Source organism: Citrobacter sp. TBCS-14 (assembly GCF_005280805.1).
GTDB classification, from domain to species: domain Bacteria; phylum Pseudomonadota; class Gammaproteobacteria; order Enterobacterales; family Enterobacteriaceae; genus Citrobacter; species Citrobacter gillenii.
This window is the reverse complement of record NZ_SZWM01000399.1, coordinates 1-202: the sequence shown is the minus strand read 5'-3', so window position 1 is coordinate 202 and position 202 is coordinate 1. Positions and strand designations below refer to the sequence as shown.

1 protein-coding gene is annotated in these 202 nt (G+C 49.5%); it reads right to left on the bottom strand.

The features are described from left to right. Window positions 1-202 (bottom strand): hypothetical protein (locus tag FDX22_RS15780; RefSeq protein ID WP_146717438.1); only part of this gene is annotated, 202 nt, incomplete at both ends.

Here is a 202-nt window from a genome sequence, read left to right as displayed (position 1 = left end):
CATGTTGTTTTCGGCAAACAAAGAGAAGATCTCGGCTTTCGAATATGGGCTGCGATCGGTGCTGCTGTAGCCTGGAATATTACCGCCCATAAAGGTCTGCGAGTTAGACAGCATGTCCTTCATGCGCTGCTGGTTCCATTCAGTACCCAGCGTCAGGTTTTGATTGACCAGTAGATCCAACGGAATGCTGATCTCACTGTGC